The organism is Marinimicrobium sp. UBA4209 (assembly GCF_002381585.1).
GTDB classification, from domain to species: Bacteria; Pseudomonadota; Gammaproteobacteria; order Pseudomonadales; family Cellvibrionaceae; genus Marinimicrobium; species Marinimicrobium koreense.
Genome location: NZ_DFTP01000066.1, coordinates 22,053 through 46,705 on the forward strand (window position 1 = coordinate 22,053; position 24,653 = coordinate 46,705).

At 60.6% G+C, this 24,653-nt stretch carries 17 protein-coding genes; 5 read left to right on the forward strand and 12 right to left on the reverse strand.

The annotated features are described in order from the left end of the window. Position 1: 1 nt before the first annotated feature. From ccoO to B3187_RS09405, 3 genes are all read right to left on the reverse strand, one after another. Positions 2-613: a cytochrome-c oxidase, cbb3-type subunit II gene (ccoO, locus tag B3187_RS09395; protein WP_024459475.1), complete on the reverse strand. Its 612-nt coding sequence runs from the start codon at positions 611-613 to the stop codon at positions 2-4. Between the two features lie 11 nt (positions 614-624). Beyond that, positions 625-2,076 carry a cytochrome-c oxidase, cbb3-type subunit I gene (gene ccoN / locus B3187_RS09400; protein WP_123636798.1) on the reverse strand — a complete coding sequence of 484 codons (1,452 nt, stop codon included), beginning with the start codon at positions 2,074-2,076 and terminating at the stop codon, positions 625-627. 229 nt (positions 2,077-2,305) lie between these two features. Then, positions 2,306-3,526, reverse strand: coding sequence for an argininosuccinate synthase (locus tag B3187_RS09405; protein ID WP_024459473.1), 1,221 nt, complete (start codon positions 3,524-3,526; stop codon positions 2,306-2,308). A gap of 183 nt (positions 3,527-3,709) precedes the next feature. On the opposite strand from B3187_RS09405, the gene B3187_RS09410 reads away from it, so the two are divergent. Continuing rightward, positions 3,710-4,258, forward strand: coding sequence for a YaeQ family protein (locus tag B3187_RS09410; RefSeq protein WP_024459472.1), 549 nt, complete (start codon positions 3,710-3,712; stop codon positions 4,256-4,258). Here B3187_RS09410 and sbcB read toward each other — a convergent pair. Beyond that, positions 4,255-5,715 carry an exodeoxyribonuclease I gene (gene sbcB, locus B3187_RS09415; RefSeq protein ID WP_286805997.1) on the reverse strand — a complete coding sequence of 487 codons (1,461 nt, stop codon included), beginning with the start codon at positions 5,713-5,715 and terminating at the stop codon, positions 4,255-4,257. The genes B3187_RS09410 and sbcB overlap by 4 nt on opposite strands. Positions 5,716-5,816: 101 nt before the next feature. Between sbcB and can the strand changes: the two genes are divergently transcribed. Next, the gene (can, locus tag B3187_RS09420; protein WP_123636796.1) at positions 5,817-6,446 is read left to right on the forward strand and encodes a carbonate dehydratase; all 630 of its coding nucleotides are present in this window, start codon (positions 5,817-5,819) and stop codon (positions 6,444-6,446) included. A gap of 8 nt (positions 6,447-6,454) precedes the next feature. On the opposite strand, the gene B3187_RS09425 is transcribed toward can, so the two are convergent. Beyond that, positions 6,455-9,100: a putative bifunctional diguanylate cyclase/phosphodiesterase gene (locus B3187_RS09425; RefSeq protein WP_286806000.1), complete on the reverse strand. Its 2,646-nt coding sequence runs from the start codon at positions 9,098-9,100 to the stop codon at positions 6,455-6,457. A gap of 194 nt (positions 9,101-9,294) precedes the next feature. Here B3187_RS09425 and B3187_RS09430 point away from each other — a divergent pair, with 194 nt between their 5' ends. Next, the gene (locus tag B3187_RS09430) at positions 9,295-11,871 is read left to right on the forward strand and encodes a glycoside hydrolase family 9 protein (RefSeq protein ID WP_286806001.1); all 2,577 of its coding nucleotides are present in this window, start codon (positions 9,295-9,297) and stop codon (positions 11,869-11,871) included. 75 nt (positions 11,872-11,946) lie between these two features. Here B3187_RS09430 and B3187_RS09435 read toward each other — a convergent pair whose 3' ends face one another. The 4 genes from B3187_RS09435 to B3187_RS09450 all read right to left on the reverse strand — a co-directional run bounded on the left by B3187_RS09435 (position 11,947) and on the right by B3187_RS09450 (position 18,258). Further along, a complete protein-coding gene (locus B3187_RS09435; RefSeq protein WP_024459468.1) occupies positions 11,947-12,804 on the reverse strand; it encodes a hypothetical protein in 858 nt (285 codons plus the stop codon). 214 nt (positions 12,805-13,018) lie between these two features. Beyond that, positions 13,019-13,360 (reverse strand): 4a-hydroxytetrahydrobiopterin dehydratase, encoded by a 342-nt coding sequence (locus tag B3187_RS09440; RefSeq protein ID WP_286806003.1) that lies wholly within the window; start codon positions 13,358-13,360, stop codon positions 13,019-13,021. A 125-nt stretch (positions 13,361-13,485) separates the two neighbouring features. Then, positions 13,486-17,127, reverse strand: coding sequence for a glycosyl hydrolase (locus B3187_RS09445; protein ID WP_286806005.1), 3,642 nt, complete (start codon positions 17,125-17,127; stop codon positions 13,486-13,488). 318 nt (positions 17,128-17,445) lie between these two features. Further along, positions 17,446-18,258 (reverse strand): SDR family oxidoreductase, encoded by an 813-nt coding sequence (locus tag B3187_RS09450; RefSeq protein ID WP_286806007.1) that lies wholly within the window; start codon positions 18,256-18,258, stop codon positions 17,446-17,448. 124 nt (positions 18,259-18,382) lie between these two features. Here B3187_RS09450 and argS point away from each other — a divergent pair, with 124 nt between their 5' ends. After that, the gene (gene argS / locus B3187_RS09455) at positions 18,383-20,122 is read left to right on the forward strand and encodes an arginine--tRNA ligase (RefSeq protein ID WP_123636790.1); all 1,740 of its coding nucleotides are present in this window, start codon (positions 18,383-18,385) and stop codon (positions 20,120-20,122) included. Here the strand turns inward: argS and B3187_RS09460 are convergent. Genes B3187_RS09460 through B3187_RS09470 form a run of 3 tightly spaced genes read right to left on the reverse strand, consistent with a single transcriptional unit; the run spans position 20,106 to position 23,709 of the window. Further along, positions 20,106-20,435 (reverse strand): YqcC family protein, encoded by a 330-nt coding sequence (locus B3187_RS09460; protein ID WP_286806009.1) that lies wholly within the window; start codon positions 20,433-20,435, stop codon positions 20,106-20,108. The genes argS and B3187_RS09460 overlap by 17 nt on opposite strands. Continuing rightward, positions 20,432-22,555, reverse strand: coding sequence for an ATP-dependent DNA helicase DinG (gene dinG, locus B3187_RS09465; RefSeq protein ID WP_286806010.1), 2,124 nt, complete (start codon positions 22,553-22,555; stop codon positions 20,432-20,434). The genes B3187_RS09460 and dinG overlap by 4 nt, the downstream gene beginning before the upstream one ends. Positions 22,556-22,557: 2 nt before the next feature. After that, positions 22,558-23,709, reverse strand: a complete 1,152-nt coding sequence (locus tag B3187_RS09470; RefSeq protein WP_286806011.1) for a 1-acyl-sn-glycerol-3-phosphate acyltransferase — start codon at positions 23,707-23,709, stop codon at positions 22,558-22,560. Positions 23,710-23,938: 229 nt separating this feature from the next. On the opposite strand from B3187_RS09470, the gene B3187_RS09475 reads away from it, so the two are divergent. Continuing rightward, positions 23,939-24,653 (forward strand): GGDEF domain-containing response regulator (locus tag B3187_RS09475; RefSeq protein ID WP_286806013.1); only part of this gene is annotated, 715 nt, incomplete at its 3' end.

The following is a 24,653-nucleotide window of genomic DNA, read 5'->3' on the forward strand; positions in this document are numbered from 1 at the left end:
ATCACCGCTTCTCGGTCAGCAAAGTGCCCAACTGCTGCAGGTAGGCGACCAGGGCATCCATTTCCGTTACGCCCTTGACCTCTTCACCCGCACCTTCGATATCCTCGTCGGTATAAGGCACACCCACTTTGCGCAAACCGCGCATTTTCGCTTCGGTGTGCTCGCCGGTCAGCTTGTTGTCATAGAGCCACGGAAAAGCGGGCATGTTGGACTCAGGCACCACGGTGCGCGGGTTGTACAAATGGGCTTTGTGCCAGTCGTCGGAGTACCGACCACCCACTCGCGCCAGATCCGGCCCGGTGCGCTTGGAGCCCCACAGGAAGGGGTGTTCGTAAACGTGTTCGCCGGCCACCGAGTAGTGCCCGTAGCGCTCTACCTCCGCGCGCAGGGGACGAACCATCTGGGTATGACAGACGTGGCAGCCTTCGCGAATATAAATATCCCGCCCTTCAAGCTCCAGCGGGGCCAAGGGCTTCAGCCCGGCCACCGGCTCGGTGGTTTCCTTGAGGAAGAATTGCGGAACGATCTGAACCAGACCACCGAAACTGATGGCAACAACCATCAGCACGGTCATTAAGCCAATATTTTTTTCAACTACATCATGATATTTCATGGACCGCTCCCTTAAACCGCTTGAGGCTGAGTCAAGTTGTCTTCACCCGCCACAGAGGTCGAGCTCGCGGCAGTGCGCCAGGCGTTGAAGGCCATCAACACCATACCTGACAGGAAAATGGCACCGCCCACAAAGCGTACGAAGTAACCCGGGTAGCTGGCGATCACCGATTCAATAAAACTGTACGTCAAGGTGCCATCGGCGTTGAAGGCGCGCCACATAAGCCCCTGCATGATGCCGTTGACCCACATGGAGGCGATGTACAGGACCGTGCCGATGGTCGCCAACCAGAAGTGGATATTGATCCACTTGACGCTGTACATTTCCTTTTTGCCAAACAGGATCGGCAGCAGGTGATAAATGGCACCAATGGAAATCATCGCAACCCAGCCCAGGGCACCAGAGTGCACATGGCCAATGGTCCAGTCGGTATTGTGGGACAGGGCGTTCACGGTTTTGATGGACATCATCGGTCCTTCAAAAGTGGACATGCCGTAGAAGGACAGTGACACCACCAGGAAACGCAGGGTCGGGTCAGTGCGCAGCTTATGCCAGGCACCGGAGAGCGTCATGATACCGTTGATCATTCCGCCCCAGCTCGGCGCCAGCAGGATCAGGGACATCACCATGCCCAGACTCTGGGCCCAGTCCGGCAGCGCGGAATAGTGCAGGTGGTGGGAACCAGCCCAGATGTAGACCGAGATCAGCGCCCAGAAGTGAACAATGGACAACTGGTAGGAGTACACCGGACGATTCGCCTGCTTGGGTACGAAGTAGTACATCATGCCCAGGAAGCCTGCGGTCAAGAAAAAGCCCACCGCGTTGTGACCATACCACCACTGAATCATGGCATCGGCGGCACCGGCATAGGCCGAGTATGACTTGAACCAGGCCACCGGAATGGCCGCGCTATTGACCACATGCAGTACCGCAACGGTGAGAATGAAGCCACCATAGAACCAGTTGGCCACATAGATGTGGGAGGTTTTGCGCTTGGCAATGGTGCCGAAAAACACGATGGCGTAGCTGATCCAGACCACCGCGATCAGGATATCAATCGGCCACTCCAGCTCGGCATACTCCTTGGAACTGGTCAGTCCCATGGGCAGAGTGATGGCGGCCAGAACGATGACCGCTTGCCACCCCCAGAAGGTGAACGGCACCAGCCAACCGCCAAACAGCGGCGCCTGACAGGTCCGCTGAACCACGTAGTAGGAGGTGGCCATCAAGGCACAGCCGCCAAACGCGAAAATCACCGCGTTGGTGTGCAGGGGCCGCAGCCGGCCGAAGTGGGTGAACGGCTGCACCAGATCATTCAGTGCCGGCCACACCAATTGCGCCGCGATCAACACGCCAACCCCCATACCGACAATGCCCCAGACAATCGTCATGATGGAGAACTGACGCACGACCTTATAGTCGTACACCGGATGATCCCCGGCCGCTGTCAGATTACTACTCATAGGTCTTTCCCATTATTGCAGATCAAATTGTTATTCCACCCAGCGTATACGCACACGAGCACCGAGCCGACAACTCGGGCAGGCGTCTGGCGCGGGCATTGTCGCGCAAAGCGCAGCCAGCCTTCTTGACCTTAGTCAAAAAAACGCGGTTCGTCAGTCGTTGTGGAATTGTTATTAGTGGTGGGTTGCCCCGCGGAGCGGGGCGAAGCCGGGGCGCTCGCCCCGGGTATTAACGCAGTTTGCGGCCTTTATTGGCGGCAATACGCATGCGCAGAGCATTCAGTTTGATGAAGCCTTCCGCATCTTTCTGGTCGTAGGCGCCGGCATCGTCCTCAAACGTGGCGACTTTCTCGTCGAACAGGCTTTCCGCCGAACGACGGCCCACAACGTGTACGCCCCCTTTGTACAATTTCAGACGCACGTCACCGTTAACGTGCTCCTGCGTCTGATCGATGGCAGTCTGCAGCATCTGACGCTCCGGGCTCCACCAGTAGCCGTTATAGATCAGCTCGGCGTACTTGGGCATCAGCTCGTCCTTCAGGTGGGCCACTTCGCGGTCCAGGGTGATGGACTCGATCGCCCGATGCGCCTTCATCATCACGGTACCGCCGGGGGTTTCGTAGCAGCCGCGGGACTTCATGCCCACGTAGCGGTTCTCTACGATATCCAGACGACCGATGCCGTTGTCACCGGCCACCTTGTTCAGGCGCTCCAGCACGGTGGCGGGCGACAGGCGCTCTCCGTCAATGGCCACAATATCGCCTTTTTCGTAAGTCAGATCAATATAGGTGGGCTGATCCGGGGCCGCTTCCGGAGAGACGCTCCAGCGCCACATATCTTCCTCGGCTTCGGTCCAGGGGTCTTCCAATACGCCGCCCTCATAGGAGATGTGCAGCAGGTTGGCGTCCATGGAATAGGGCGACTTTTTCTTGCCCTTGGAGAAATCCACGGGGATGTTGTGCTCTTCGCAGTACGCCATCAGCTTGTCGCGGGAGTTCAGGTCCCACTCGCGCCAAGGCGCAATGACCTTGACGCCGGGCTTGAGGGCGTAGGCGCCCAGCTCGAAGCGCACCTGGTCGTTGCCCTTACCGGTGGCGCCGTGGGAGATGGCATCGGCACCGGTCTCATTGGCGATTTCGATCAGGCGCTTGGAGATCAGCGGCCGGGCAATGGAGGTACCCAGCAGGTACTCGCCCTCGTAAATGGCGTTGGCGCGGAACATCGGGAAGACGAAGTCGCGCACGTATTCCTCGCGCAGATCGTCGATGTAGATTTCCTTCACACCCAGCGCCTGGGCCTTGGCCCGCGCGGGCTCCACTTCTTCACCCTGGCCGATATCGGCGGTGAAGGTCACCACTTCACAGTTGTAGGTTTCCTGCAGCCACTTGACGATGACCGAGGTGTCCAGGCCACCGGAGTAGGCCAAAACCACTTTCTTGATGGATGACATAGAGTGCTCCCGCTGAGAATCAGTACTTCATGGAGGTTTCACGCCCTGGGGACGGCCTCAAAGCGGCGCACATTGTACCCGCGATTGCCTTGAAATCCCATAGCCCTGGGGGCGAATTCGCCGCATTTGACCGGGGAAGCGTGTACACTTCTCCCAACCCCGCGTCCGGACAGCGAGAGACCCATGGCCACCAATGCAACCGTGATCAAGGCACGCCTTGAGATAGCCGACATGAACCGGCACTACTACCAGAGTCATGCCCTGACCCTGGCCCGGCACCCGTCGGAAAACGACCAGCGCCTGATGGTGCGGCTGCTGGCCTTTGCCCTCAATGCCTCCGATGACCTGACCTTTTCGAGCAGTCTGAGCTCAGAGGACGAAGAGCCGGAGCTGTCCCGCCGGAACCTGGTGGGCGACATCGAACTGTGGGTGGCCTTTGGCACTCCGGATGAGAAGTGGCTTCGTAAAGCCTGCAATCGCGCCAGACAGGTGCAGGTGTTCGCCTACGGCGAGAACAGCGTCCGGGTCTGGTGGCAGCAACAGGAGCGGGCCCTGGCACGCTATCGCAACCTCAGTGTCAGGGCCCTGCCAGATGAGGCGCTGCAGCAGCTCGCTGGCATGGTGGAGCGCGGCATGGTTCTGCAGTTCAACATCAGTGAACAGGATGTCTGGGTGTCCAGCGACAAAGACAGCGTCGGGGTGCACCTTGAGTGGCTCAAGGAGATTGACTAAGAGCCCATCGCGTCGAGCTGTCCGCGCGCGTAATGCTCCAGCGCGACCAGGACCCGCTCCTGCTCTGCACTCACGCCTTCGGCGCGCAGCGCCCCAAGTCTCGCCAGTAACTGGTCCCAGGTCAGCCCGGCACCCGCGGCCGGATCGGTCAGCCGCCGATAGCAGAAGTCGCGCCACTGTCGACGCTCTTCGTCGGAGAGGCTGTCCGGAAAATGCCGCCCCCGGTAGCGGAACAGCAGCTCCGGCAGGCGCTGGTCATGAAAATCAAACACATTGGCCGCGAGCGCCTCGGGCTGAGCACGGCGCAGCTCGGTCATCAGCTTCTTGTCATGGTCATCAAAAAAGCCGTCGTATAGCTGCTGATCGGGATCGGTGCGCGGCTCGAAGCCCGGCGCCCGATAGATGCTCTGCAACTTGGCCCGAAGCCGTTGCTGCTCACTGAGGGTCAGGTCGGCCAGTTGCCGCCAATGAACTTCCGCCTGGGCCTTGTCGATACCCAGGCGCCGAGCGGTGCGCTCATCCAGGGTGTTGGCCGGGGCGATCATCGGCGTCTTGTTCAGGTGCACTTCTTTGAGCGCTGGCCGCCGCGTGCCTTCCGGCAGGTCCTCTGAGCGGGTAAACAGGCGCTCACGTAGGGAGTCCTCCGAGGCCGACAGCAGATCCTCGGGCGATTCCGACAGATCGAACACGAGCACGCTGTTCTTGTTCGCCGGATGCAGCGCCAACGGTAGTACCAGCGCCGCGTTACCGCGTTCGGCCGGGTACATGCCGGAAATGTGCAACAGCGGGCGATGACCATCAATATCAATAAACCCGGCGGCAAACCGTTTGTCCCGCAGGCGATAGGCGTGCTCATACAATTTTGGCTGCCGATCCCGAACCAGGCGGGCCATGGCGATGGTGGCGTACACATCTGAGAGTGCATCGTGCGCGGCGGCGTGATCCAGGCCGTTGGCCTCGGTCAACTTCTCCAGTTTGAAGCAGGGTTTACCGTTGTCGTAATCCGGCCACTGGATACCCTCGGGCCGCAGTGCCCGGGTCATGCGCACTACATCAATCAGGTCCCAGCGCGAATTACCATTGCGCCACTCGCGCTCATAAGGGTCGTAGAAATTGCGGTACAGGGTATAGCGGGTTACCTCATCATCAAAACGGATCGAATTATACCCCACGCCACAGGTGCCAGGCTGGCCCAGCTCCGCCATGATGGTGGCAATAAACTCCGGTTCGGCGACGCCTTTCTCCAGCGCCATTTGCGGTGTAATGCCGGTGACCAGGCAGGCTTCCGGTTTGGGTAGACAGTCGACCACTGGTCGGCAGTAGAGCATCAGGGGGTCGCCGATGATGTTCAGGTTTTCATCGGTGCGAACGCCGGCAAACTGGCTGGGACGATCTTGGGCGGGAACCTCACCCCAGGTTTCATAATCGTGCCAATACAGGGTTTTGGACTCACTCACCGCCGCGCTCCTCACACCAGAATGTGTCGACACTTTACCACCCGGCTCCGTTCAGGCCTACCGGCTGCTATAATCCGCCGAACGACGGTAAAGGAGGCTGCATGCCCGAACTCGAAGAACTTTTCCAGAACAACCGTGCCTGGGCAGACCAGATCAAGGCGGAAGACCCGCAGTTTTTTGCCACCCTGTCCAAGCAACAGGCACCGGAATATCTCTGGATCGGCTGCGCGGACAGCCGGGTGCCGGCCAACGAAATCGTCGGTTTGATGCCCGGGGAGCTGTTTGTCCACCGCAACGTCGCCAACCTGGTCATTCAGACCGACCTGAACTGTCTTTCGGTCATGCAGTTCGCCGTCGAATACCTTAAAGTCAAACACATTATGGTCACTGGCCATTACGGCTGCGGTGGAGTCAAAGCGGCACTGGCCAACCAGCAGTACGGGTTGCTGGATTACTGGGTGCGCAATATCCGGGAGGTGTATCTGAAACATCAGGACGCGATGGATGAGATCGCCGACGACACCCAGCGCCTGGACCGGATGTGCGAGCTGAATGTCATGGAGCAGGTGGCCAACGTCACCCACACCAACATCGTACAGAACGCCTGGAAACGCGGTCAGGAGCTGACCGTTCACGGCTGGATTTACAGTATTGAGGACGGCATTCTGCGCAACCTGATGAAGCCGATCACCGGCATCGAACAGGTTGACGAACGCTATCGGATGATTTGACCGGTGCCCTACTCGGGAGTCAGCCAGCGCGCGGCGAATCGCTGACTGTCCAAGGGGCGGTCGTAAAGGAAACCCTGAGCCCGATCACACCCTAGCCGGGTCAAGGCGTCCGCCTGGGCCCGGGTTTCCACCCCTTCCGCCACCGTCATCATGCCCAGGCTGTGCGCCATGGCCACGATCGTGGTCACGATGGTGTAATCACTCTGATTCTCGAGCATATCGCACACGAACGACATGTCGATCTTGAGGGTATCCGCCGCAAATCGGCGCAAGTAACTCAACGACGAGTAGCCGGTGCCGAAATCATCAATCGACAAGGCAAAGCCCGCCTGGCGCAAACGCTCGGTGATTTCAACCGCGAGCTCGGGATCACGCATAAACCCGCTTTCGGTCAACTCCAGACCGATCGCCTCAGGGGGGACCGGCGCCGCCATCGCTTTGATCTCTTCAGCCAGAGACAGGTCAGTAAACTGAAGCGCCGAGATATTCACCGACAACCGCCCCGGAAAGCGCAAGCCCTGAGAATGCCAGGCGGCCCACTGGCGACTCGCCGAACTGAGCACCCAATGCCCGAGCTCCTGAATCAGGCCGCGCTCCTCTGCTAGCGGAATGAACTCCGATGGGTTCACCCACCCCCAGTGCTCATCCTTCCAGCGACAGAGCACTTCCGCACCCACCAGAGCACCGGTCACCAGGTCGACCTGGGGCTGATAATGCAGGGTCAACCGGTTCTCCACCAGGGCCCGGGCGAAACGCTCCGCCAGCGCTCTACGGCGATTGAGCGCCTCGGCGATCGACACATCGAAGATGCAGGCATCGCCACCACTGCGCTTGGCCTCATGCATGGCTACACTGGCACATTGGAACAGATCGGCCGCGGTCATTGCATCCACCGGGTAGCAGGCGGCCCCGATATTCACATCGAGCGAGAACTCCCGCCCTGCCGCGTAGACCGGGCGGGCCAGGCACTGGTGGCAGCGCTCTATTACCGCGGGCAAGCCGTCGGCGCCCAAATTGGGTACCAGCAGGGCAAACTCATCACCGGACAGGCGCGCCAGAAACTCATCGACCCGGCATGCCTGTTCCAACCGACGGGCTACCGCGGCCAGCAGTTGATCGCCGGTATCGTGGCCCAGGACATCATTGATTTCCTTGAAACGTTTCAGGTCGAGGAAAACCAGGCTTAGGGATTCTCCGGATTGTTCGGCGTGCTGCAGGGCGCTACCGAGGCGCTCCATGAAGTGAATTCGATTGGGTAGTGCGGTGGTACCGTCGACATAAGCCAACTGATAAATACGCCGGTCATTGGTCTGGCGTTCCAACTCCCCGGCCGCCCCCACCGCCAGAATTCGGAGCACGGACGTCGCCAGGTTCAGATCCGGGGTGGAGTGACTATAAATCACCATCAGGGAGCCAATCGGCTCACCGTTGGCGCTGTCCAGGCGCCGCCCTACATAGCTGCGGGCCAATACAGGCTGCCCTCCTCTCGGATGGGGAATACGGATTGGCGGATCGAACGCGCCGACACTCTCGCCTTTGGACAGCACTTCCGCACAATGAGAACCTTCCAGCCGATAGTGAACATTTTCCACCGGCTGACCGGCTACCACCCGCGCCAGAGTCTCCATCTCATCGTCACCCTGAAGGGTAGCGACAAACCCCACGTCGGCGTCCAGCGCGCGAGTCAGGTGAAGCACCAGTTGCTGAAAGAAGTCCGCGCCGAGACGACTGGTAATCGCCGTCGCCGTCTGCACAACCGCCTCCTGAACCCGTTCGGATTCATGCTGCTCGGTGATATCGGAGATAAACCCCTCCAGCAACACCTCGCTTCGGTCGGGGCTGAACACCCCCTGCCCCTGCTCCCACACCCAGCGTACCTCGCCGTGCGCATTGATCAGCCGGTAGACCACCCGGTACGGCCTGCCTGCGGTAACGCAGGCCTGAACTTCTTCATTAACCCTGACCCGATCGGCCTGATGAATGAGTTGCACAAAAGCGATCTGCTGGCTCTCAATCAACGCTTCGGGTGGATAGCCGGTCAGTACACGCGCGCCCTGGCTGACAAACTCCATGGTCCAATCGGCGTCGTTACGGCAACGGTAGGCCATCCCGGGTAGATGATTCATCAAGGTGTGTAGCCGCCGTTCGCTCTCCAGCAGCGACTCCTCGGCGCGGCGTCGTCCCAGCTCAGCGCCAGCCTGAGCGGCGGCGATACGCAGCACTTCCTCGGCCACACCGGGCAACACCATGGGCGCATCACTCAGCAGCGCGATCAGCCCCATCGCCGATCCGTCCTGGGAGGTCATGGGAAACCCGAAATAGCCCTCCACCCGCATTGTCTGCAGCATTTCATCATCGGGAAAGTGGGAGCCTACGCTCGCGGGGTAGAGGCAGGCGCTGGAGCCCACCACGGTCTCACAGGGGCTGCCCGCCAGAGGGTAGGAAAAATTGTCGACGGGCTGCCCCCGGGACCATACGGCCAGGGTGCGCGCCTGAGCCAGCTCGGGAAACACTTCGGCAATCAGAGCGTGATCGACACCCAGAAGCTCGGTCAGACGCTGACAAAGATTCAGAAAAAAATCGGGCGAGTCGTTGAGTGCCAGACTGTCAGCCAACTGCCGGAATACTTCTTCTGCCGAAACGTCTGACTTCACTCAACCCCCTGGATACATCGCTGGTAGTGACGGGGATATTAGCGAAATACGCCAACTTAGCAAGCGACAAGTGCTCTGAGAGCCAGCCACAGAGAGGCCTAAGTTGACTTGCGCGCCAAAGCTGACTTATGTTCGCACTGACAACTACACTACGCCCAAGTATTCATAATTCCAATAACCGGAGACCCAGTCCCATGCATACCCGGCAGATTCTATTCGGTCTGGCCCTGAGCACAGCGCTCAGCGGCTGCGGCAATTCCTCAGACACCCCGGCACCGTCCCAGAGCGGCTTCGCCCTCAACGACCAGGGTTACTTCGAGCAACAGGGCGTCGGCCTTATGGTGTTCCAGGACACCTCGCCCGAGAGCCGACAAAGTGGACTGATTCTGGTCAGTCACGACAACCGCCTGGCGTCCAATGGCGACCTGCGCCTGGAGTTGACCCCGGGGCAATGGTCTCCGGTGCCCCGCCTGCTGAGTCGCACGGTGGACCGGGAAAATGGCGAAATCGTGGCGACACTGAAGTACCCCGACGAACGCCAGCACCGCACCGGGTTCAATCCGCTCGACTACCCGGACCTGACCCTGGAGTACGACCTGCGGGTTCGAGCCGAAGGGGACGACCTTCTGGTTCAGGTTGATCTCAAGTCGCCGCTTCCCGAGGAGTGGGCCGGAAAGGTGGGCTTTCAGTTGGAACTCTACCCCGCCGACCTGTTTGGCAAGAGCTGGATCATGGACGACGCCACGGGTATTTTCCCGCGCCAACCCTACGGGGTGACCGCGCCGGCCGACTCGACGCCCACACCGAAAATTGTCTCCGACGGTGAGCGGGCCGGCCTGGTCCCGCTGGCGCACCACCGCGCCCAGCCTGCCCCTCTGGCGAGCGGCCAAAGGCTGACCGTAGCGCCGGAGTCCGACCCGATGCGCCTGCAGATTGAGAGCCTCAAGGGGGAACTGCAACTGCTCGATGGCCGGGTCCAGCACCAGAACGGCTGGTTCACGCTGCGCAGCCCGATCGAGGCGGGCGCCACCACCAATGCCGTATCCTGGCGAATCACCCCCAACGTGGTGGATGGCTGGGCCCGCGAGCCGGTTATCCAGCACTCCATGGTGGGTTATCACCCCGAGCAGAATAAAGTGGCGGTGATTGAAACCGATCCGGACGCGCCACCGGGTGACCCCTTGCGGTTGCTGAAGCTGGACGCCAGTGGCGCTCAGGAGGTCTTCTCTCAGGCCCCCACCCTGTGGGGCGACTTCCTGCGCTACCGCTACTACCAGTTCGACTTTTCCTCGGTGCAGGAGGAGGGGCTGTATCAGTTGGCGCTCGGCGACACCCGCAGCCACCCGTTCCGCATCGCCCGCAATGTCTATGACCAGAACGTCTGGCAGCCCACCCTGGAGTACTTCCTGCCGGTGCAGATGGGCCATATGCGGGTCAAGGAAAAGTACAAGCTCTGGCATGACGACAGCCACCGGGACGATGCCCTGATGGCGCCAACGGACATCAACCACTTTGACGGCTATGTCCAGGGCAGCAGCACGCTGACGGACTTTGCCCCCGGCGAGCATGTCCCGGGGCTGACCCGCGGCGGCTGGTATGACGCGGGGGATGAAGATTTCCGCATCGAGTCCCAATCCGGCGAGGTCTTTATTCTCAGTGCCGCCTACGACGAGTTTGGTATTCAGCACGACAACACACTGATTGATCAGGAACTGCGCCTGACCGAACTACGCGAGCCCGACGGACGGCCCGACATCCTGCAACAGATTGAGCACGGCCTGCTGACCGTCGTGGGCGGTTACGAAGTACTCGGACGGCTGTACCGGGGCATTATCGTGCCCACCCTTACTCAATACGTCATGGGCGGCGACTTCTCCGGTCAGACCGACAACCTGATCTACGACAAGACGCTGGGCCGGCAGGAGCGCACCGCTACCCATTCGGGGCTACCCGATGATCGGTGGGTCTTCACCGAGGAAAACCCCGCCCGGGAGTTCGATGCCATCGCCAACATTGCCGCCAGTGTCGGCCCCATGCGCGGCTATGACGATGACCTGGCCGAGCGTACTCTGGCGGCGGCCGAAGCTTTGTGGCGGGTTGAGCGGGCCGTGGAGAGCACCACTGAGCGCAACGAGCAGATCCGAGCCGCCGTCGAGTTGTTCCGCACCACGGGGAAAGCCGAGTACCGCTCGTTCCTGCTGAATCAGCGCGATCATATTCTGGATCAGTTCCGCCAGATCGGCTGGGCCGTGGCCCGGGTGGTTCACGAGCTGGACGACCCGGCCCTGACCGACGCCATGCGCAACGCCGCCGCCGAGTACGATCGGGAGCTGCAACAGAAAATGAACGCCACGCCCTACGGACTGGATTTTGAAATGCAGCTGTGGGGCCGGGGCTGGACATTGCAGCACGAAGGCGTTGCCCAGTACTTTTTACACAAGGCTTTCCCCGAGGCGTTCGGTAAGGAGTATCTGCTGAACATTCTGCACTACGTGCTGGGCACCAACCCCGGGGCCAATGCCCAGTCCTACGCCACCGGGGTGGGCGCCAAGTCCAAGCGCGCCGCCTACGGTCTGAACCGCATGGATTACAGCTATATTCCTGGCGGTGTGATTGTGGGGACGGCCCTGATCCAGCCGGACTTTCCCGAGTTGAAGGAGTTTCCCTACCTTTGGCAACAATCGGAGTATGTACTGGGTGGCGGAGCCAGCAACTTCATGTTCCTCGCGCTGGCCGCCGACCGGCTGCTCAACGCTGAGACGACCGACTGACCGGGCCCTGCGTCTCAAGCCGACCACTGGACGCCGCGCTTGCGCGGCGTTTTCCGTATCGGCCCGCAGCGTCGATCAGGACGACGGCACCAGCTCTTCCAGAGACAACCACAGGCGTGGGTCACTCAGCGGCGTCTGCTCAGTCAACGCGCGGTTCTCCAGGTAGAAAACCTTACGCTGGGCAATCCCCGCCCGATTGATAACCGACTGCACCATGGGACTGCTTCGAAACAGTTGATCAAAACTGCCATCTTCAACGGCGCGCATCAAACCCCGTTCAAGTGCCTGGGCCAACTCGGGGTGCTCGGGGGTAACAAACAGGTAAAACGGCATGGGGTAGACCAGCATAATGTGCGCGTCGATGCTCAGCTCGAGTTCCGGCCGGTTGCTCACCTCACTCCACGGCTCGTGCACTCCACGAGGGAATAGCTGAAAGCGTTTGGCGTGCACCATTTTTATCAGCCGATCAAAGCTTTCCTCGCGCACATCGAACCCATTGTCTTTCAGAATCCGGGAATCCGGCCAGCCCACTCCCTGCCCGTAACTGAAGGCTCGCAACTGCTCGAGGCTTTCCACCGCTTTCAGCTGTTCGATATGCTCAGGGTGAGTGATGAATATCCGGTGCCCGATCAGTCCCTTGTAAAGTGGAATACGCACCGGCAGCAAGGTTTCTTCCAGCTCACGGGAGGTCGCCGACCACATGATGTCGATGCGCCCTTCCCGGGTATCCCGCTGTTGCCGGGCGGCGGTCAGGTTGCCAGGGTGGATTTCCAGGGTATAGGCATAGCCGGCTTTGTCCAGGGCCAGGCGGATCATGGTTTCGGTATAATGGGCGTTGTGATCGCCCCGGGAAACCATATGCAGCACCTCCCGAGCCTGCAACGGTGCCACCAGGCCCGCCCACAGAGCCAGGACTCCGATTACAGGAACCATAACTCGCCACATAGCCGACCTCCAAAGGTCTCCATGATGAAACAGACCGGCCTCAGGGACCGGCAACCTGGCACATATTACAACATGAAGGCCGTGCCGTGCACCACCAGGGTGCAAGGCAGGACTGAGGGAGTCAGCGCGAAGGGTATTTCAGATCATCGGCCCTCCGGGAGTGAGGCAATGCCCCGCCAGGAGGACCCGCTAAGAGGACCGTCTAGGAGGAATAGACCCGGTCTGTCTTGGCCGCCATGATGAAGTCATTGTGGTGCAGACCACCGATCTTGTGGGTCCACCAGTCAACGGTCACCTTACCCCACTCGGTCAACAGCGCCGGGTGGTGATCGGCCTCTTCCGCCAGGTCACCGACGCGCTGGGTAAACGCCAGGGCCTCGGCAAAGTCCTTGAACTTGAACACTCGCCTGAGGCGTTTTTCGCCATCCACTTCAAGCGACTCCCACTCTGGCGCCTCAGGTTGTAACTCCGCAATCTGCGCGTCGGATAACCGGGGGGCATCGGCCCGGCAGGCCTCACAGGTCTGGTTGGCTAACGTGCTCATAGCGCCTCCTTAAAGGTCAGAAATGCGTGGGCGGTGGCCACCACCTGTCAAGACAGTAGCGCACCGCCGGCGGGACCGTCAAACACCCTCCCTGACCAGGACCGGACGCAGTCCCGCCCGCCCCATCACTCAATCACAAAGCGGTGGGGCTCATTGTTGTTATTGCCCTCGCCGCGAGTCGCAGTGCTGACGGTAAAGTAGTAGGTCAGCGTCGTTCCGGGGGTTTGATCGGGGATCCGGACCTCGTAATGGCCATCGTCCACAGCGGTCATCTCATTCCAGCCCGGCGTAAAGCACCAGGCCCAATTCAACGCTTCCTCGGTCGTGAAGGTAATGATCACATCGCCGCCTTCATACCGGGCGCTTGTGGTGTACTCGACAGGCGCCCCGTTGGGCAGGACCGCTTCGTCCGAGTAGGCCACCGACGACGAGCTGGAGGACGATGAGGGGCTGCTCGATGATGAGACATCCGACGCACTGCTTGACGAGCTGCTGGATGAAGCAGCGCCCGGCTCGTAGCTGGCCAACGCCCAGACATTGTCCGTCGGCCCGGGATAAAACACCTGGCCACTGTCGGGCGTATAGGTGTAGAACCGGGCCTCCACCTGATCACCGATCGAATAGGCGCCGTCGCGAATCGCTGAATAAGTGAAAGTGCCATCACCGTTATCCGCTACGCCGCCAGCCTGGGCGTGCAGATCGATCACCACATAATCCTGAAGACCGTTACGGCGGGTAAACAGATGAACCTGATTTTTCTCTTCATCCAGGCGCAGGCTGAACCGCACCGCTCCGTCGCTCAGGGAGGTAATCTGGATCTCGCCAGTCTCGGGCATTGGTGGCGTCGAGCTACTGGCGTCGGAGGACCTGGCCGAGGACGACGTGCTGCTCGACGAGCTTTGGGAGTGACTGGACGAGGAGCTGCTCTGAGAGTGGCTACTAGACGAACTGGAATCACTGGATGAGCTGTCAGAACTGGAAGACGACTGGCTGCTACCAGAACCCCCGGAGCCCGGAGTGGCATACTGCGCTTCGGACCAGGCACCGTCACCAAAGTGATTGGTCGCTCTGATCTGAATGTAGTATTCGGTTCCGTTTTGCAGGTTGGTCAAGGCGTAATCGGTCGCATCGCCCGCCGCCATGATCGCCGTGTGCGGCTGCCCCACTTCACCGTAAGCCACCTGATATTCAGTCGCGCCATCGACCGGTGAAAAATTCACCCGCAACGCCGAGTTCTCAGCGGCAACACGGTTGAGTTCGGGCGCCTCTGGCACATTGGAGTCCGGTATCACGGCCTGCTGCACAACCAATTCACCAGGCCCTACCGGCACCACAACACCGTCATTAAACATAACGTCCTTGGCATTGCTCAGATCCGCGTTATAGACCACATAGGTTCTGAGATCGCCATCATTGAACACCGCGACGGTGGGATGGTTGGTTGAATACACGCCCCGGTCGATACGGCCATACTGGTCAAACGTTTTGATCCAGGAAAAGGTGTTGGCCAGGGAGTTGCCCACTTCGGTGCGCGCCGCGGGGCCACTGACCGATGACGCCATAAGGCCCTCGTTTGCGTTGAAGTTGGCCAGCGCCCCATCGGGGTCGTAAGCGGCCTGAAAGGCATAGAAAATGGCATCCCACTGGACAAACTGGTCCACACTGTTTTCCAGGAACTCGTAATTCGCCTTTACGTTGTCGGGGTATTCCCCAAGATAGAGCGAGCCGGACTGAATCGGCAGCAAGATGATGCCGTGCATGGCCTCGGGGCGGGCACTGAACCAGGTGGCATAATCGGTTTTACCGCCCCAGATGAGTGACGCCATGGGCTTGGTAAAATCCTCGTGCAGGTTTTCTTCATACACGTCGTTCCAGTATTCCTGAATGGCGGTTTTTTCCGTGGTGTACAGATAAATGCCCGCATCCCGCATGGCGGTGTTGCCGGTCAACTCACCCCAGAGAATCATGGCCGTCCAGGCGTTCATCGCCTCGGAGGAGGACTCGTTGTTATTCCCCGCACCGAAGCGCGAGTGCCCGGACGCCCAGGAGTGGCCCGCATAGATATCGAAGTTGCGGAGAAAGGGAAACATCGCCCCCTCCGGCGTCGAGGATTGTCCCGGTCGTTCCCAATTGGCGTAATCCCGAATCAGCAATTCAACCATGCCACCAAACTGCGCCGGCGAAGCCCACTCGGGTTCAACGCGGGCAATCTCGGCCGCCGCTCGCACAAAATAGCCGTAATGAAAATGATGGTCGTTAAGCTGGTCGATGCTTCCAAAGCTGGCATCGATACCCAACATCGTTCCCCAGTGGTCATTGTAGTAAAACAGGTTTTTGGCAAACGGCGAGGGTTCCAGATCATCAATCACATCCGCCTTCAGCCAGCCTTCCAGACGCCACTTGAGCTCATCGAGAAACTGCTCCCCGGCGTCGGTGTTACCGGACTGTCGAGCCAGCGGCACCAGGGTAGCCAGCTTGCCGAGCCGCTTCCCGGTGTAATAGGTATCGCGGTGGGTGAACGTCTCTCGACGCACGGATTCAACCAGCCCCGACAGCCGTTCCAGATCAGCCTCGCTCTCGAGCCTTGGCAGCTCCGGAATAACCCCCTGGAACCTCGCCCGGGTGGTAAAACCATTGCCCTCGGCCAGCTTCATATCACCGCGCGGCGTGTAATAGGCATCCCCGGTAAAGGTCACACCGTCGGCCAATTTGCGCCACTGGTGCGGATACAATCCGAACAACGTGCCAGGCGCCTCGCTTTCGACATGGTTTTCCGTTTCGACCTGATAGGTGGTGACCACGGCGCTCTCATTCTGACGGTAGTCCCAACTGACCTCCGAGTGCGTCACGTGGTTGTAGGCGTACCGCTCAAACAGTGCCAGGGCGTCTGGATCCGGCAAGGCCGCGACACTGAAGTAACGATCTGTCTGGGGTAAGTTGGCGGTAATGGTGGCCGTGCCCAACCCTTCCCAAGAGGTCCCTTCCGGCGCAAAAGCCGCGTAGTGACGCCCCTCCACGGTGAACCCCAACACCGGTGTGTTCTCCGAGCCCGCCCAGACCTGCGCGACGGCCGCATCGGGGGCGGTACTGTCGGTGGAAAACTCCAGCGTCGGATTCCCGGTTTCGTAGTGGGCAAACACATAGGGTGACCCATGCCCGAAAGTCAGGTCCATGGACGCGCCCGGTGCCTCCATTCGGGTCGTCACAAACCAATCGCTGAAATCGTGAACCTTCGCGTTCAGGTTGTCATCGGCGGCACTGTTGCCCAGAACGAAATCCAGGTCTTTGAAGTAGACCGTATCAAACAGCGGGGTGGGCGTACCGTCCACCCACTCTTCCACCGGGTCTGGCATGGCTCCGACGAAGGCATAATCCGCCGTCCAGTAATCACTCTTGTTTGGAGAATAAAGCCGCATCCCATTGCGTTGCGCTTTCAGTGCGAACGGATGGGCATAACTGACGTTGTGGCTACCACGCGTCCCCCAATCCAACCAGGGCTCGTTCACCCCCGCCCACACCAGAGAGCTCCACCAGTCGTTGGTCGGGATCGGTTGCCCCTCAAGGTTGGAGGTAATGTGCTGCGTCTGCTGCACATCCCGGTTGTCCGGGATCGCGGCATCGACTCGACTATCCCATTCGCTGAGATAGCTGCCTGCCCCGACACTGACCGCACTTTCGGTGGGCGTGGTGCTCGGTGGTGGATAGTTCTGCGCGGTAACTGATGTGGCAAAAAACAGAATGCCGAATCCCAAAAGGCGCCTATTCATAGCGGTGACCTCACTCATTGCTGTCATTATTCGGTTTATTGTCCGGCGGCAACGTCATCCCTTGGTTGAAGCTTCAGGGCGTGGCCCTGGCCGCCTGAGGAGGTACTCTGGCAGAATGGTCGCGAGTGTTCGTCCCAGTTTAACGATGGTCAGAAAAGGTGGGGCGTGTCAAAACAGGCAGCGCGCGATGCGCTGAGAAGACAAGGGGTTTCAGGAGATTGTGAGACGCCTCGGGAGCCCGTGCCAACAACCACCGGCCCGCTGGGCAGGCGTTGACACTCCCGCTCGAACATGACACTCCGAAGAGCGGGTTGTGGGTCAGCGCTTGAGCGCTTCCGCCAGGGCATCGCCCACCCGCGAGGCGCCCGACAGCGACCAACCGCCATCGACCGGCAACACCGCGCCGGTAATGAAGTCGGCATCCGCGGAGGCCAAAAACCGGCAGGCCCGATAAATGTCCTCCGCCTGTCCGAGCCGTTTCAGTGGTACCGATGCGGCAACCTGTTCCTGTAGTTCGGGTGAGGGGGCGAGACGTTTCATGCCCTCAGTGTGCTCGATCGGGCCGGGGAGCACCGAATTTACTCGGATTCCTTCCGCCCCCCACTCCTGGGCCAGGGTTCGGGTCAACATATCCACCCCCGCTTTGGCCGCACAGACGTGGGACTGCCCCACCATGGGCAGAACCGCCTGGGGGGCTGAGATCTGAATAACCGATGAGGGACGGCGCAGGTGGGGGTAGACCGCCTGAAGTACATGAAAGCTGCCCAGAAGATCAATCTCCACCACCGAGCGAAAGGCATTGGCCGACATACCCGAGGCCAGCGCCGGGAAGTTGCCCGCCGCACCGGAGACCACCACATCCAGAGGCCCCCACCGGTCGCAGAGCCCGGCCACCCCCTGCTGCAGGGCTTCAGGGGCACGGACATCCGCCGTGAACCCCTCGGCCTCGGCGCCCAGCGCTCGCAGCGCCTCCAGGGTGGCGCGCACCTTGTCTTCGGAACGGCTGACCACGGCGACTCGAGCCCCATCGCGAGCAAAGCCCTCGGCGATGCCGCGATTGATCCCACTGGTTCCGCCCACCACCAGGACCGTCGGTGCCTGGCCATTCTGACCGTTCAGTCGCTCAGTCATCGGGTCTCTTCCTCCGGTTTGCACTCTGACCGCCAATTTATGCCTGAATAGTAGCAGCAATAGATGACACACGCCGAGCTGGCCGGTTACAATCCCGCGTTCGCCCAAACCACACATAGTGACTATGAATATTCGCGATTTACTGAACCACAAGGTCCAGCAGGCCATGCTGTCTGCTCATATCCCCTTCCAGCACCCCCCGATGGTCTCTCCGAGCAAAAAGCCCGGCTTTGGTGACTACCAGGCCAATGGCGCGATGGGCGCGGCCAAGGCCATGAAGACCAACCCTCGGGAGCTCGCGGGTGAGATCATGCGCCACCTGGAGCTGGACGGTATTGCGGAGAAGGTCGAAATTGCAGGCCCCGGGTTCATCAATATTCACCTGGCACCGGAGTGGTTGAGCCAGCAGCTGGGTAAGGCGGCCGATGATACCCGTCTGGGCATCGCCCCCGTGGCCGAGCCACAGACGGCGGTGGTGGACTACTCCTCCCCGAACCTGGCCAAGGAAATGCACGTGGGCCACCTGCGCTCCACCATCATTGGAGACGCTCTGGCCCGCTTGTTGAGCTTTCAGGGCCACCAGGTCATCCGCCAGAACCACGTCGGCGACTGGGGCACCCAGTTCGGCATGTTGATCGCCGAGCTCGAAGAGCAACTGGCGGAAAATCGCGAGGCCACCATGGCCCTGAGCGACCTGGAAGTGTTCTACCAGCAGGCCAAACGGCACTTCGACGAAGACCCGGCGTTCGCCGACAAGGCCCGGGACTATGTGGTCAAGCTGCAATCCGGGAATAGCGATGTGCTGGCGCTTTGGGAGCAGTTCCGCTCGGTCTCCCTGGATCACAGTCAGGAGATCTACGAAAAGCTGAATGTCACCCTCCGCCCGGAGGATGTGCGCGGCGAGAGTTTCTACAACGACGATCTGGCCCCACTGGTGGCCGAGCTCGAGGAAAAGGGGCTTGCGGTGGAGGATCAGGGCGCCAAAGTGGTGTTCCTGGAGGAGCTGGCAGACAAAGACGGCAACCCCTCACCGGTGATCATTCAAAAACAGGGCGGTGGTTATCTCTACGCCACCACCGATCTGGCGGCCCTGCGCTTTCGGGCGGGCGAACTGGGTGCCAACCGCTTGATGTACTTTATCGATGCCCGCCAGTCCCTGCATATGCAGCAGGTGTTCACCGTCGCCCGCAAAGCCGGCTTCGTAGGTGAGAACGTCAGCCTGGAACATCACGCCTTCGGCACCATGATGGGCTCGGACGGTAAACCGTTCAAAACCCGCAGCGGCGGCACCGTCAAACTCGCCGAACTGCTGGATGAGGCCGCCGAACGGGCCGCCGCACTGGTTCGGGAGAAAAACACCGAATTGAGCCCGGAGGCCATGACCGAGATCGGCCGCAAAGTGGGCATCGGTGCGGTCAAGTACGCGGACCTGAGTAAAACCCGCACCAACGATTACGTCTTCAACTGGGATGCGATGCTCAGCTTTGACGGCAACACCGCCCCTTACCTGCAATACGCCTATACCCGAGTGCGCAGCATTTTTCGGCGCGCCGGCGTCCAACCGGACAGTCTGTCCGAGGCGATTCAACTGGTGGAATCCGAGGAGCGGGCGCTGGCCATCAAGCTGCTGCAGTTCAGCGAGGCGCTGGATCAGGTGGCCCGGGATGCCATGCCGCACCTGCTGTGCACCTACCTGTACGACCTCGCCAGCCTGTATATGCGCTTCTACGAAGCCTGCCCGGTGCTGAAAGACGGGGTTCCTGCCGAGTTGCGCGCCAGCCGCCTGCGCCTGTGTGATCTGGTGTCACGCACGCTGGCCCAGGGGCTGGAGCTGCTGGGTATTGAGGTTATGGAGCAGATGTAACCAGGATATCGATCCGCTCCAACACCGCAATCACGGCCTCGCCGCTTTCCGGGCGAGGCCGGAAATACTCTTCCGCCATGGGCGAGACCGAACAGCTCTCCGGCAGCTCCATCCGGTGCTCCACCAGCCGATACAGCCTGGGAATGAACACGAACTGCAGCCACTGGTACAGCTCCAGCGTATCCACCGCAAACGGCTGGGTGCTGGCCAGGGCTTCGGGGTTTGGCGGCGCCTCATCCCACAGGGCGAGCGCGCGCAACTCGCGCTCAAGCTCAAACAGGGTTTCGGCCAACTCTCTGTGAATATCGGTCATGCAATCACTCGCTTGAAAGGCGGTAATGAATTGAGCAGCGCTTTGCCATAGCGCTTAGTGACCACGCGTCGATCAAGCAGCGTGATCTTGCCGCTGTCGCTCTCATTGCGCAGCAGACGGCCACAGGCCTGAATCAGGCGCAGCGAGGCGTCCGGCACGGTGATCTCCATAAAGGCATTGCCGCCCCGGGCCTCCACCCATTCGGCCAGCGCCGCTTCGATGGGATCATCCGGCACGGAAAAGGGCAGCTTGGCAATCACCACGTGCCGGCAGTAGTCGCCCGGCAGGTCCACCCCCTCGGCAAAGCTCGCCAGACCAAACAGCACGCTGCCCTGCCTCGCGTCGATCCGCTCCCGATGGGTATCGAGCATGGCCTGCTTGGACTTGTCACCCTGGACCAGAATGCGCTCGCGCCACTCATCAGGCAACTGCTCGTACACATCGAGCATCTGTCGACGGGAGGAAAACAGGACCAGACTGCCCTCACCCGGGTCAAGCAGATCGGGAAGCCCGGTGACCAGGGATTCGGTGTGCCGCAGGGCGTCACCCGCCTCCACCGCCCAGGCCGGCACTTCCAGGCTCGCCTGGGAGAAATCGAACGGGCTGGGCATCTGCGCGTAATGGCTATCCTTGGGGGTACCGGCGCGCATCTGGAACCGGTCAAACCGCCCCAGAGCCGCCAGTGTCGCCGAGGTGACCACCGCGCCGCAGCAGCGGTACCACAGGCTTTTCGCCAGGGTACCCGCGGCCAGAATGGGACTGGAACAGACCTCAATATCAATGCCGGCTCCCGCATCCACGGGGGTCAACCAGCGCGCCCGCGGCACCTCGTCTTTGTCGTCCGGAGTGGCGTAGCTGAACCAGAGCTCCCGGTTGGCCTCGGCCCGGGCCTGCCAGGCCCCGAGCGCCGGATAGTGCTGTTCGAGGTCCACTTTGGGCACCGGGCAGTGGGCATCTTCCATGGCTTCACTGACTTCCGCGACCATTTTATCGAGCAGGTCCGACAGCCGGTCAAAGCCCCGGTGCAGCTCGACCGAGGGCAACACCAGCGACTCCGGCAACTGCCCCCCGGGGAATCGATAGTGACTCTGTCGGTCGTCCAGGGCCACTTCCTGCGCCAGCGCATCCAGGGCCGGGTGCAGTTGCTCCAGCCGCTGCTTGCAGTCCATCAGGGCCGCCGGCAATTGTTCGGCAAAGCGGTCGACATTGCCCGCGCCACTGATGTGGCCCAGCATGGTGCCCAGCGCCTTGTTGCACTGATCCAGCCAGCGCACGGTGCTGACCACACGGCTGTGATGGGCAAAGTGATTCAGCGCCTTGGTGGGCAATTGGTGGCCTTCGTCAAACACGTAAATGCTGTCTTCGGGGCTGGGCAGAATGGCCCCGCCGCCGAGCGCCAGATCGGCCAGTACCAGATCGTGATTGGTGACGATACAGTCGGCGGTGTGCAGCGCCTCCCGGGCCCGGAAAAAACTGCACACCGACACGTTCGAGCAGCGACGGCCGGTACACTGGCGGTGGTCGGTGGTCACCCGCTGCCAATCCTCCTGCTCGATACCGTCGGGCCAGCTGTCGCGCTCGCCGTCCCAGCGGTTTTGCGCCAGGGCATCGACCATGGAGTCATAGATTTTGACTGCCCGCTCATCCACGGCGGGCAGCTCGTCTTCATACAGCGGACGGGTCGGGTCCAGGCCTTCGTGGATGGTGCTGAGGAGATTATCGAGCTTGCTCAGGCACACATAGCGCCCGCGCCCCTTGGCCAGGGTGAAGCTGAACGACAGCTCACTGTGACGCTTGAGCTCCGGCAGGTCTTTGTTCACCACCTGTTCCTGTAGCGCCACCGTTGCGGTAGACACCACGAGTTTTTTACCCAGCGCCTTGGCGATGATCAATGCCGGCAACAGGTAGCCCACCGTCTTCCCGGTGCCGGTGCCGGCCTCGATCACACAGACATGCCCCCGGCCTTCGCGCTCGCCCTCATCATTCAGCTCAATACCACCGAGGGTACGGGCAATTTCGGCGATCATCAGTTTCTGACCGTAGCGCGCGTTCAGCTCCCGGTTCTGGAGGAACTGGCGGTAGGCCGTCTGAATCTGTTGTTTGACCGCGTCGGTGAGCATACTCAGCGCCGGTCGAGCTTGGCCGCGACCGGATTGGCGTACATGTCCAAGACCAAGGCGCGATGATCCGCCGGGATATTGGCCAGATGCAACTCAAACCGCTGACGCACTTCTCCCAAGTCCTCCGGGGAGAAGGTTTTGGGCGGATATCCGTACTCCATGTCCGGCAAGTCGCCATTCAGGCGCTCCCAGGCCAGACAGTTGGTCGCATGGAGAACGTAGTTGTCCAGAATCTGCCGATCGATCTCCGCCACCACCGCGTCGGTATCCTCGTAGTCTCCGTCGAGCACGTCCCCAAAAGCGACATGCACATGCCCTTTCTGGCCGGCGATGCCCATGGCGATGCTTTTCACATCTTCGTGCTCGGCCTTCTGGTAGCCACCACTGGTGCGCTGCTGATGCAGCTCACGAGCCTTGGCGGCATCACAGGGATCCCACTCGTAGGAAATGGAGACCGGGACGATCTTCAGTTCGCGGACGTATTCGGCAAAGGGCTGGCTCTTGGGTCGACTGAGGCTGAACATGCCCACGACCGCCGAGTTGGTCTTGTCCTTGCCGTCTTTGGCCCGCCCCTCGCGCTGGGCGATCCAGATATTGGCGTGATCTTCGGCAATTGAGTGATGAATGTAGGCGGACAGTTTCTTTGCAGCCTTGAGCTTCTCCCGCGGTGCGCGCGCCGAACGATTCACGATGAAGCTCTTGTTAAGCCGCATCAGATCCGACACATAGTCCTTGGTGAGCAGGTTGTCACCAATGGCGATGCGCAGGGTATTGAAGCCGCCGTGGTACAGGGTCCAATTCACAAACGCCGGGTCCATGGCGATATCCCGGTGGTTGCTGACGAACAGGTAGGCGCCGTTCGGGTCCAGCCGGTCCAGCCCCGAGGTGGTGAGCTCGGTGGTGGTATCGGCAATCATCCGCTGCATGTAGCCCTTGACCACCTCCTGAAAGCCCAGAATGGTGTCCACACCGCGCATCTGCCGGCGCATGGCTTTCTGCACCAACGGGCGCAACAACCAGCCCAGGGGACCGGCCGCCCGAGGGAACTTGAGACGCGCTACGGCGTCTGCCAATTCAGGGTTGGTCAATAATCGCTCCAGGGTGGGGCGAACTTCATGATCATCATAGGGACGAATATCGTCGAACTCGGTCATCACAGGCAGTCTGTAGGAGTCAGGTTAAATCAGGGCCGGAACGGCTACGGGGAAAATGGTCGCACAACATACCGAAAACCCCGCGAAAAAGCCAGTTCCGGGCCGTGATCCAGATCGAAATTCCCACCGAAGGCGATCGACCCTGAAGCCGTAAACCCGTAAACTTATTCCCGGGACAGAGGATCATAAAAGTCCATTCAACAATAACAAGCGAGATAGTCGTCAGCTCATGAAGATTTTGCTGGTCGAAGACAGCGCCACCTTGCGCCACGCCATGTCCCAGTACATCAGCGAGGCAGGCCACACGCCACTCATTGCCCGCAGCGGAGAAGAGGCGTTGCAGCTGCTGGAAGACACGCCGGTCGATCTGATCATCATGGATGTGGAGATGCCCGGCCTGAACGGCTTTGAAACCACGCGCCTGATCCGGGAGTGGCTCGGCGGACACTGGGTGCCGATCATCTTCGTGACCGGGAAGAACGAGGACGAAAGCTATCGCGAAGGGATTGAGGCCGGTGGCGACGACTATCTGATCAAACCGGTCAGCCCCGTGATCATCAAGGCCAAGATCCGGGCCATGGCCCGGATTGCCGAGATGCGCGACCAGCTCAACCAGTTGAATGCGGAGTTGGAAGCCCTCAGCCAACTCGACAGTCTTACCCAGATTCTCAACCGCCGGACGTTCAACGATCAGGCCAACCAACACTGGCGACTCGCGGTGCGTCATCAGACCCCCACCAGCGTACTGATGATCGATGTCGACCACTTCAAGCCCTACAACGATCACTACGGCCACCCGGCGGGCGACCGCTGTCTCAAGCAGATCACGCAAGCGATAAAAGGGTGTCTGCAGCGCCCCTCCGATTTGCTGGGCCGCTACGGGGGTGAGGAATTCATCGCCCTACTCCCGGATTGCCCGGCAGAACAGGCCAAGCGGATCTTCG

Excerpts from the sequence above, each read along its gene's own strand:
- ccoO (WP_024459475.1), bottom strand. The coding sequence starts at position 613 with ATGAAATATCATGATGTAGTTGAAAAAAATATTGGCTTAATGACCGTG.
- ccoN (WP_123636798.1), bottom strand. The coding sequence starts at position 2,076 with ATGAGTAGTAATCTGACAGCGGCCGGGGATCATCCGGTGTACGACTAT.
- B3187_RS09405 (WP_024459473.1), bottom strand. The coding sequence starts at position 3,526 with ATGTCATCCATCAAGAAAGTGGTTTTGGCCTACTCCGGTGGCCTGGAC.
- B3187_RS09410 (WP_024459472.1), top strand. The coding sequence starts at position 3,710 with ATGGCCACCAATGCAACCGTGATCAAGGCACGCCTTGAGATAGCCGAC.
- can (WP_123636796.1), top strand. The coding sequence starts at position 5,817 with ATGCCCGAACTCGAAGAACTTTTCCAGAACAACCGTGCCTGGGCAGAC.
- B3187_RS09430 (WP_286806001.1), top strand. The coding sequence starts at position 9,295 with ATGCATACCCGGCAGATTCTATTCGGTCTGGCCCTGAGCACAGCGCTC.
- B3187_RS09435 (WP_024459468.1), bottom strand. The coding sequence starts at position 12,804 with ATGGTTCCTGTAATCGGAGTCCTGGCTCTGTGGGCGGGCCTGGTGGCA.
- B3187_RS09440 (WP_286806003.1), bottom strand. The coding sequence starts at position 13,360 with ATGAGCACGTTAGCCAACCAGACCTGTGAGGCCTGCCGGGCCGATGCC.
- B3187_RS09445 (WP_286806005.1), bottom strand. The coding sequence starts at position 17,127 with ATGAATAGGCGCCTTTTGGGATTCGGCATTCTGTTTTTTGCCACATCA.
- B3187_RS09450 (WP_286806007.1), bottom strand. The coding sequence starts at position 18,258 with ATGACTGAGCGACTGAACGGTCAGAATGGCCAGGCACCGACGGTCCTG.
- argS (WP_123636790.1), top strand. The coding sequence starts at position 18,383 with ATGAATATTCGCGATTTACTGAACCACAAGGTCCAGCAGGCCATGCTG.
- B3187_RS09460 (WP_286806009.1), bottom strand. The coding sequence starts at position 20,435 with ATGACCGATATTCACAGAGAGTTGGCCGAAACCCTGTTTGAGCTTGAG.
- dinG (WP_286806010.1), bottom strand. The coding sequence starts at position 22,555 with ATGCTCACCGACGCGGTCAAACAACAGATTCAGACGGCCTACCGCCAG.
- B3187_RS09470 (WP_286806011.1), bottom strand. The coding sequence starts at position 23,709 with ATGACCGAGTTCGACGATATTCGTCCCTATGATGATCATGAAGTTCGC.